Source organism: Pseudomonas protegens (assembly GCF_003732485.1).
Lineage (GTDB): Bacteria > Pseudomonadota > Gammaproteobacteria > Pseudomonadales > Pseudomonadaceae > Aquipseudomonas > Aquipseudomonas protegens_B.
Genome location: NZ_MOAK01000088.1, coordinates 12,301 through 19,262, shown reverse-complemented (window position 1 = coordinate 19,262; position 6,962 = coordinate 12,301). Strand labels below are relative to the sequence as shown.

Annotated in this window: 5 protein-coding genes; all 5 read left to right on the top strand. The window is 67.0% G+C overall.

Annotated features, from left to right (window positions below):
* Positions 1-912, top strand: a 912-nt coding sequence (tssL, locus tag BLX41_RS31440) for a type VI secretion system protein TssL, long form (RefSeq protein WP_185073877.1), incomplete at its 5' end; no start/stop codon positions are given.
* Positions 909-4,415 carry a type VI secretion system membrane subunit TssM gene (tssM, locus tag BLX41_RS31435; RefSeq protein WP_123728014.1) on the top strand — a complete coding sequence of 1,169 codons (3,507 nt, stop codon included), beginning with the start codon at positions 909-911 and terminating at the stop codon, positions 4,413-4,415. The genes tssL and tssM, both read left to right, overlap by 4 nt.
* Entirely contained in the window at positions 4,412-5,065 is a 654-nt protein-coding gene (gene tagF, locus BLX41_RS31430) for a type VI secretion system-associated protein TagF (RefSeq protein WP_123728013.1), read from the top strand. Before tssM ends, tagF begins: the two co-directional genes overlap by 4 nt.
* Positions 5,066-5,800 carry a PP2C family protein-serine/threonine phosphatase gene (locus BLX41_RS31425; RefSeq protein WP_123728012.1) on the top strand — a complete coding sequence of 245 codons (735 nt, stop codon included), beginning with the start codon at positions 5,066-5,068 and terminating at the stop codon, positions 5,798-5,800.
* Between the two features lie 2 nt (positions 5,801-5,802).
* A partial coding sequence (locus BLX41_RS36845; RefSeq protein WP_259745436.1) for a serine/threonine-protein kinase occupies positions 5,803-6,962 on the top strand: 1,160 nt, incomplete at its 3' end.

Sequence of the window (6,962 nt, the reverse complement as noted above, 5' to 3'; positions counted from 1 at the left end):
AAGCAGAGCCTGCTGATCACCGTGCACAACGAAGCCTGGGGCGGCGAGAAGGTCTTCCAGTTGCTGGAGCACTGCCTGCAAAGCCCGCGCGAGCGCCTGTACCTGCTGGAGCTGCTGTACCTGTGCATGTGCCTGGGTTTCGAAGGCCGCTACCGAGTGATGATCGACGGTCGCAGTCAGCTTGAAGCCCTGCGCGAGCGCACCGCGGCGACCATCCGCAGTGCCCGTGGCGAGCATGAGCGCGAGCTCTCGCCCCATTGGCGCGGGGTCACCGTGGCCCGTGATCGCCTGGCCCAGTTCATGCCGCCCTGGGTCGGCATCGCTATTGGTGTGGCCCTGCTGCTGGCACTGCTGTTCGGCTTGCGCCTGAAGCTGGCAGCGGACGCCGAGCCGGTGTTCAAGAACATCCATGCCCTGGGCGAGATCCCGGTGCAGACCCTGGACCGCCCGGTGGTCCAGCCGAAGATTGTCGAGCGTCCGCGCCTGGCCGGCTTCCTCGCCGAGGACATCAAGGCCGGGCGGGTGGCGGTGGAAGATGCCGTCGACCGTTCGGTGGTGACCATCCGTGGCGACGAGCTGTTCGCCTCGGCCAGTGCCAGCATCCTCGACGACTACCAGCCGCTGATGCTGCGCATCGCCGACGCCGTGCGCAAGGTCAAGGGCCAGGTACGGATCACCGGCCACAGTGACAACCGACCGATCGCCACCTTGCGCTTCCCGTCCAACTGGAAGCTGTCCCAGGCCCGCGCCGAATCGGTGTTGCAGATTCTCGCGGCGAAGACCGGGCAGCCGGAGCGCTTCAGCGCCGAAGGCCGCAGTGACACTGAGCCGCTGGCAACCAATGCCACCGCCGAAGGGCGGGCGCGCAATCGTCGGGTAGAAATCAGCGTATTGGCGGAGGGGGTCGAGTGAAGGCGTTTTTCAGTTTTGTGACGCGCTGGGTGATTCCACTGCTGGGGCTGATCGCCCTGAGCCTGATCATCTGGTTCATTGGCCCGCTGCTGGAGTTCCTGGTGCCGGAAGGGCGGCGTTGGGCGCTGATCATTCTCATCTTCGCGGTGTGGATCGGCTATCGGGTGTTTCACATCATCCAGGCCCGCCGGCATGCGGCCAAGGTCCTGCAAAGCCTGGCCGCCGATACCCCGCCGGACCCGGACAGCGTGGCCACCGCCGAGGAGCTGGCGGCCCTGCGCCAGCGCATGGACGAAGCCCTGGCGCTGTTGAAGAAGGCCAAGCTCGGCGGTGACGAGCGACGCAACCTCTACGAGTTGCCGTGGTACGTGATCATCGGGCCACCGGGCTCGGGCAAGACCACGGCGCTGGTCAATTCCGGCCTGCATTTTCCCCTGGCCGCGCAGTTGGGCGCCGGTGCCGTGCGTGGCGTCGGCGGCACCCGCAACTGCGACTGGTGGTTCACCGACCAGGCCGTGCTGCTGGACACGGCCGGCCGCTACACCACCCAGGACAGCCATGCCGCGGTGGACAAGGCAGCCTGGCTGGGCTTTCTCGACCTGCTGAAAACCCAGCGCTCGCGGCGGCCCATCGATGGTGCCTTCGTCGCCATCAGCCTTTCCGACCTGCTGCTAAGCAGCGAGGCGGAGCGGGCGGCTCACGCCGCGGCGATTCGCCTGCGCATCCAGGAGTTGTACACCCAGCTGGGCGTACGCTTCCCCATTTACCTGATGCTCACCAAGCTCGATCTGGTGCCGGGCTTCATGGAGTTCTTCGACTCTCTGAGCAAGGAAGAGCGGGCTCAGGTCTGGGGCATGACCTTCGCCCTGGATGACGGCAAGAGTGGCGACAGCCCCCTGGCTCAGTTGCCGGCGGAGCTGGCGGCCCTGGAGCAGCGGCTCAACGAGCGACTGGTGGAGCGCCTGCAACAGGAACGCGACCCGGCTCGGCGCGACCTGATCTACGGCTTCCCGCAGCAATTCGCCGCGCTCAAGGAGTCCTTGCAGGGCTTCCTGGAAGGCGTGTTCAAACCCAATGCCTTTGAAGAGCGCGTGCTGCTGCGCGGGGTGTATTTCACCAGTGGCACCCAGGAAGGCAGCCCCATCGACCGCCTGATCGGCGCCATGGCCCAGAGCATGAACCTGGACCGCCAGCACCTGGCACGGCAGACCGGCACCGGGCGCAGCTACTTCATCGAGAAACTGTTCAGCGCGGTGGCCTTTGCCGAGCGCGGGCTGGTGGGGGTCAACCCCAAGGTCGAGCGGCGGCGCAAATGGATCGCTCGGGGCGCCCTGGCAGCCACCGTGGCCCTGGTGCTGGTAGTGGGTACCTTGTGGATCGTCAGCTACCGGGCCAACCAGGCCTATATCGCCCAGGTCGACCAGCGGGTCGGCCCGGTGCGCCAGGACGTGCAGAGTCTCAGCCCGGCCCAGCGCGATGTGCTGGCGGTGCTGCCGCTGCTCAACGCCACGCGCAATCTGGCCGGCGATGCACCGGGCTGGGCCGAAGGCCTGGGCCTGTATCAGGGCGACATGCTCGAAGCCGAGTCCGCCAGCGTCTATCGCAAGCTGCTGGTGGCGGTGTTCGCCCCGCGTTTGATGACCCGCATCGAAGAGCAACTGCACAGTGGCGGCAATTCGGACTACCTCTACGAGGGGCTCAAGGCCTACCTGATGCTGGCGGACAGCGAGCACTACGATCCGGACTTCATCAAGGCCTGGGTCACCCTGGACTGGGAGCGGACCCTGGCCCGGGACCTGCCTCCCGAGCAGCGCCAGGCCCTGACCGGCCACCTGCAAGCGCTGTTTGAAAAACATCCGCCCAATGCGCGCCTGGACCAGCGCCTGATCGACGATCTGCGGCGCCAGTTGCAGCAGTTGCCGGTGGCCCAGCGGGTCTATGACCGGGTCAAGCGCGCCAAGCTGCCGGACGGTGTCCCGGACTTCCGCCTCAGCGAGGCCGGTGGCCGCGACGCGGCGCTGGTGTTCACCCGCAAGAGCGGCAAGCCCCTGAGCGAACCCCTGAGCGGGCTGTTCACCGTCAAGGGCTACCGCGAAGGCTTCCTCCTGGCCAGCCTCAACCAGGCCGGCACCCTGGCGGAAGAACAGTGGGTACTGGGCCGCGACCAGGCCGACCAGCAGAACGTCGCCAGCCTTGCCGCTGACGTACGCCGCCTGTACTTCCAGGACTACCTGCGCCAGTGGGACGCTCTGCTGGCGGACATCGACTTCGTACCCATCACCAGCGTGGCCCAGGCTGCGGACGTGCTGCGGATTCTCTCCGGTCCCACGTCGCCGCTGAAGAAGCTGCTGGTGGCCGTGGCCAAGGAAACCGACCTGCAACAGGAAGAACGCCTGTTGGCGGCCCAGGGCCAGAAGGTCGAGGGCGGTGTGGATCAGCTCAAGCAGCGCCTGGGCTCCCTGCTGGGTCAGGAGCAGGCGGGCAACCCGGCGGCCGTGGCCAGCAGCGAAGACCCGGTGAGCGCGCACTTTGCCGAGCTCAACCGCCTGGTGAGCAAGGGTGAGGGCGAGCCGGCGGCCATCGATGGCCTGCTGGCGGACATGAATGCCTTGTACGTGCAAGTCAGTGCCATGGTCGGGGCCAGTGGCGATGCCCTGTTGGGCGAGGCCAAGAACCAGGCCAGCGCCGCCGCAGCGCGGGTCAGCCTGACCGCCGAGCGTCAGCCGCCGGTGGTCCAGGGGCTGGTGAAATCGGTGGTGAGTTCCACCACCAACACCATGATGGGCGGGGTGCGCAACCAACTGAACGCGGCCTGGGTCAGCGAGGTGGTGAACGTTTATCGCCAGTCCCTGAGCGGGCGTTATCCGATGTCCCCCGGCAGTTCCCGGGACGCGACCCTGGAGGACTTCGGCCAGTTCTTCGGCACCGGCGGGGTGATGGACAACTACTTCCGCAAGTACTTGCAGCCTTACGTCAACACCTCGACTCCGACCTGGAGCTGGCAACCGGGCGCGGCGCAGAAGCTGGGTATTTCCCCCAGCGTGCTGCAGACCTTCCAGCGCGCTTCGAACATTCGCGATGCCTTCTTCCGCTCCAGTGGCGGTACCCAGCCGGCGGTGCGTTTCGAACTCAAGCCGGTGGCCATGGACGCCAATATCAGCCAGTTCCTCCTCGACCTGGATGGCCAGCAACTGAGCTACGACCACGGCCCGAGCCGGCCGGTGGCCATGCAGTGGCCGAACCCGGGGAGCATCGGCGTGGTGCGCCTGTCGATCATGCCGCCGTCAGCTGCCGGACGTTCCGGGATCACTCTGGACGGCCCTTGGGCCTGGTTCCGCCTGCTGGAGCAATCGGACCTGACCGCCACCAACTCGCCGGATCGCTTCAACCTGCGGCTGCGGGTGGATGGCGCGAGCATTTCCTACGAGTTGCGGGCCAGCAGTGCCTTCAACCCGTTCAAGAGCCGGGTGCTCAGCGGCTTCAGCCTGCCGGAGCGGCTATGACGGTGGTCGGTCTGTACGGCAAGTTGGCCAGCCGCGGCGATTTTGTCAGCCGTGGCTTGCCGCAGAGTTTCATCGGCCCCTGGGACAGTTGGCTGGCGGCGGGTTTGCTGGCCAGCCAGAACGCTCTGGGCGAGCAGTGGCTGAACGCCTATCTGGTCAGCCCGCTGTGGCGCTTCGCCCTGGCCCCCGGCGTCTGCGGGCCCCAGGCGGCGGTGGGTGTGGTGATGCCGAGCATCGATCGGGTCGGGCGTTATTTCCCCCTGACCGTGGCGGCCTTGCTGGAGCCTGAAAGCGATGTGGCTTCCCTGGTGAGTGGCCCGGATCTGTGGTTTGAGCAGGTGGAAGAGCTGCTGCTGGCGACCCTGGACCAGAACGCCAGCTTCGAAGCCCTGGAAGAGGGGATGCAGGCCCTGGGGGCGCCGAGCCCGGCGACCCGTGCCGAAGGCAGCCATTTCGCTGGTCTGCAGCGGTTTTATGTCAGTGATCCACAGGCCCGTGGCGCGATCCTCGCGACCCAGGGCAGTGAAGGGTCGAGTGCCTGGTGGGGCCGGGGTTCGCCGTACATCAGCCCGATGCTCCTGCGTTGCCAGGGGCTGCCGCCGGCCAGCGATTTTGCGCAATTTTTGCTCGGACAAGAAGGTGCCGTCTAAATGGGTTCAGCGCCACAACTGTCCTACCAGTCCGCCAGCTACAGCCATGTCGGCATGGTGCGGAAAATCAATGAAGACGCCTGGCTCGAAGCCCCGGAAACCGGCCTCTGGCTGGTGGCCGACGGCATGGGCGGACACGCTGCCGGGGATTACGTCAGCAGCCTGATCGTCGATAGCCTGCGCGGGATTGCGGCGGTAGACAGCCTCGACCAATACGTTGCCGCGCTGCGCAATGGCCTGGCGGCGGTGAATGCTGCGGTGCGCGAGGAAACCGCCAATCGCGGGGTGACCATGATGGGCAGCACCGTGGTCCTGCTGGCCGTGCGCGGTGCCCGGGCGGTCTGTCTGTGGGCCGGTGACAGTCGCCTGTACCGGCTGCGGGACGAGCAACTGGAAAGCATTTCCAGGGATCACAGCTACGTCCAGGACCTGCAGGACAGCGGCCTGCTCAGTGAGGCCGAGGCGCGGGTGCATCCGCGGGCCAATATCGTCACCCGGGCCATTGGCGTCGAAGCCCAGCTGGAGTTGTCCCAGGTCGATCTGCAGGTGGAGGACGGCGACACCTTCCTGCTGTGCAGCGACGGCTTGAACAAGACCGCCGAAGACTTCGAACTGCGCGACGTGCTCAGCCACAGCGAGCCCAACGACGTGGTGCGCAGCCTGATTCACCTGGGCCTGACCCGCGGCGCGCCGGACAACATCACCGCCATCGTGATCAAGGCCGCAGGACAGTGACCATGGACATTCTGATTCCCGGCTTTGACATCCAGGGCGAGATTGGCGAAGGCGCCATGGCCTCCGTGTACCTGGCGACCCAGCGTTCCCTGGAGCGCAAAGTGGCGCTCAAGGTCATGGCCGCGGCGCTGGCCGCCGACCCGAGCTTCTGCGAGCGTTTTTTGCGCGAGGGCAAGACCCTGGCGCGGCTGTCCCATCCGCATACCGTGACCATCCACGACATCGGCAATGTCGGCGAGCTGTACTACATGGCCATGGAATACCTGCCCAACGGCACCCTCAAAGAGCGCATCGCCGCCGGGCTGACCCCGGAGCAGGGCCTGACCTACATCCGCCAGATCGCCTCGGCCCTGGGTTATGCCCACGCCCAGGGGCTGGTGCACCGCGACGTCAAACCGGCCAACATCCTGTTCCGCGCCGACGGCACCGCGGTGCTTTCGGACTTCGGCATCGCCAAGTCCCTGGACGACCGCACCCAGTTCACCCAGGCCGGTTTTGCCGTGGGCACCCCGAGCTACATGAGCCCGGAACAGGCTCGGGGCCAGGACATCGACGGTCGCGCCGACCTGTATGCCCTGGGCGTGGTGCTGTACGAGATTCTCGTCGGCGAGCTGCCCTACAACGGCACCGACGCGCTGTCCACGGCCCTGGCCCACCTCACCGAGCCCTTGCCTGAATTGCCGCTGCATCACGGGCGCTACCAGCACATCCTGCGCAAGCTGCTGGCCAAGGACCCGGCGGAACGCTATCCGGATGCGGCGGCCTTGCTGACGGCCCTGGACAACCTGCCGCCGGAGACTTCCGAGGTCGAGGCGACACTGATCCAGCCATTGCCGTTGCCGCCTCAGGCCGTGCCCCCGGGCAACGACCTGGCCGGGTTGACTCCGGTGTCCATCGAGATTCCCCGGCAGGCGCCAGCGCCTGCGCCGCGCCAGGAGGCTCGTCAGGAGCCGCGCCAGGAGACACCGCCGCCGCCGCGCTCATCCAATCTGCCGCCCGCCGGCAGCCCGGTCTCCGAGCAGCGCCGTGGCCCGGTGCTGGCCCTGGCCGGCGTCGCTGTGGCCGTCGCCCTGGCCGTGGCCGGCGCCGGTTACTGGTGGCTGTCCGGCGACAGCCCGGCGCCTGCGCCCAAGACTGCTTCGACTGTCAGCACCACGCCTGC

Bases quoted from the DNA above. Each gene is read 5' to 3' on its own strand.
- BLX41_RS31425 (WP_123728012.1), top strand. From the start codon at position 5,066: ATGGGTTCAGCGCCACAACTGTCCTACCAGTCCGCCAGCTACAGCCAT.
- tagF (WP_123728013.1), top strand. From the start codon at position 4,412: ATGACGGTGGTCGGTCTGTACGGCAAGTTGGCCAGCCGCGGCGATTTT.